A 2,033-nucleotide genomic window follows, 5' to 3' on the forward strand; every position below is an offset into this window, starting at 1 on the left:
GCCCCGGCCCCGGGCTCCGGCGCCCGGCCGTGGCTCAGTCGGGTGCCCGGTCCGGGTACCGGTCGAGGGGGTGCTCGGGGCCCCCGAAGTCGGGGCTGGTGAAGTCCGGGCTGGTGAAGCGGGCCCCGGCACCCGTGTCGCGGGACGTCTCCCCACCCGGGCTGGAGAAGCCCGGGTGGGTGTAGCCCAGCCTGGGGTGACGGCTCTCCCGCCGGGCCTTCCCCGCCCCCGGGGCCCCGGAGGTCTCCAGGGTGCCCGCGGTCTGCGAAGCGGGCCCGGCTCCCGAGGCCGGCGCGGCCAGCGCCTCGTGGAGGAAGGGCAGCACCCCGCGCTCCAGCAGCGCCGTGCGCCAGGCCGTGCGCGCCCGCGCCACCTCCTCGGCGAGTGCGCTCTGCCCGCTGGGGCCGCCCGCCCGGATCGTGCCGGCGCCGTGGCGCACCGCGGTGACCAGCAGCCCGACACACGCGGCCAGCAGCGAGGCGGCGGTCAGGGCGGCGAAGACCCAGCCCGCGTCGCGCAGCTGCGCGGCGATGGACGGCTCGGGGTCCAGCACCCGCAGCAGATGACCGGTCAGGAGGAAGATCAGCGCCGCGGTCCCGGCCAGTACGGGCGCCAGGACGGAGAGTGTGGCGAGCAGCCCGGCACCGCCCGGACCGGTGCCGGACCCGGAATCCCCGGGCGCACTCGCTGCCGCCCCCCGCGCCGGCCCCTGCGAGGAGGGGGCGTGACCGGGCAGGCGCAGCTCGTCACGGAGCGCCACGAAGTGCTCGTACTCCGCCGCCGCGCAGGCGGCGATCGCCGCGGTCGCGCCGACCGCGGCGGCACGCAGCTGCTCGGTGTTCAGCCGTCTTCCGGCGGCCGGTTCGGGGCGGTCGCGTACGGCGCGCAGTGCCTCGTCGAGGACGCGTTCGAACTCGGGGCGGTCCTCAGGACGCAGGTGCGGAGCGGTGTTCATGTGCATCCCCCGGTGCTCCGTAAGGCCCTGGGGCCGGAAACGGAGGAGAGCTCGCTTGAGACAGGGACCCGATGGTAGAGCGGTTCCTTCCGGCAGTGACAGGGTGTTTCCGGAAAACACGCGCCACTGCCGGGCGGTGTTCACCCTCGGGGCGGTGTGTACGGGTGGGTACGGGGAGGATCAAGCGGACACCGGGGGAGACAACGCTCAGGCCGGGAGGGGGAGCCGGGACACCAGTAGCTTTCCGGCCATGGTCACTCCGCCGTCCATGGCGATCGCGAGCGAGTCGGCGTAGACGTGCGGCCCGTGCACCTGGGGCGCGGCGTCCTCGCCGTCCTCGGAACCGACCTCGCCCAGCAGGTAGGGGATCGGGCTGTGGCCGTGGACGACGCGCCGCCCGCCGTAGGTGTCCAGCAGTTCGCGGGCCGCCATGGCGCCGGCGTCGTCGCGGAAGGCGAAGCGCTTGGTGAACTTGCGGAACAGGTCCCAGGTCTCGTCGGCGTCGTGGTGGGTGAGGGCCTCGGTGATCGCGTCGTTGACGTCGGCGATGTTGTCGCCGTACTCCAGGTAGGCGGTGGTGTCGGAGTGCACCAGCAGGTGGTCGTCGGCCAGGGCCATGGCGTCCAGCCGGGACATCCACTGGATGTGGTGCTCCTGGAGCCGTTCCATGTCGGAGCGCTGCCCGCCGTTGAGCAGCCAGGCCGCCTGGAAGGAGGCGGTGCCCGCGCCGGAGCCGACGGGGGTGTCGCCGAAGCGCTTGGCGCCGATCAGCAGCAGCTCGTGGTTGCCCATCAGCGCCTTGCAGTAGCCGCCGGCGGCGGCGGCCTCGGCGGAGAGCTGCATCACCAGGTCGATGACGCCGATGCCGTCCGGGCCGCGGTCGGTGAAGTCGCCCAGGAACCACAGCCGGGCGTTGCCCGCGATCCAGTGGTCCTCGGTGTCGATGAGCCCCTGGTTCAGCAGGGCCGCGCGCAGCTCGTCCAGATAGCCGTGGACGTCGCCGACGACGTACAGCGGGCCCTGCTCGCCGCCGCCGGCGGACGCGGGGGAGGGGGTGTCGACCAGCGTGGGGGCTGTC

General features: G+C 74.2%; 2 protein-coding genes. Both read right to left on the reverse strand.

All coding sequences use genetic code 11. The features are described from left to right. Window positions 1–34: 34 nt before the first annotated feature. Complete coding sequence (locus L7D48_RS28405) at window positions 35–955, reverse strand: hypothetical protein (protein ID WP_308312364.1); 921 nt, start codon at window positions 953–955, stop codon at window positions 35–37. A gap of 207 nt (window positions 956–1,162) precedes the next feature. Continuing rightward, window positions 1,163–2,033, reverse strand: an 871-nt coding sequence (locus tag L7D48_RS28410; RefSeq protein WP_237883911.1) for a metallophosphoesterase, incomplete at its 5' end; no start/stop codon positions are given.

This window comes from Streptomyces sp. ICN903 (genome assembly GCF_022015835.1).
In the GTDB taxonomy this organism is placed as follows: domain Bacteria; phylum Actinomycetota; class Actinomycetes; order Streptomycetales; family Streptomycetaceae; genus Streptomyces; species Streptomyces fenghuangensis.

Excerpts from the sequence above, each read along its gene's own strand:
- L7D48_RS28405 (WP_308312364.1), bottom strand. The coding sequence starts at position 955 with ATGAACACCGCTCCGCACCTGCGTCCTGAGGACCGCCCCGAGTTCGAA.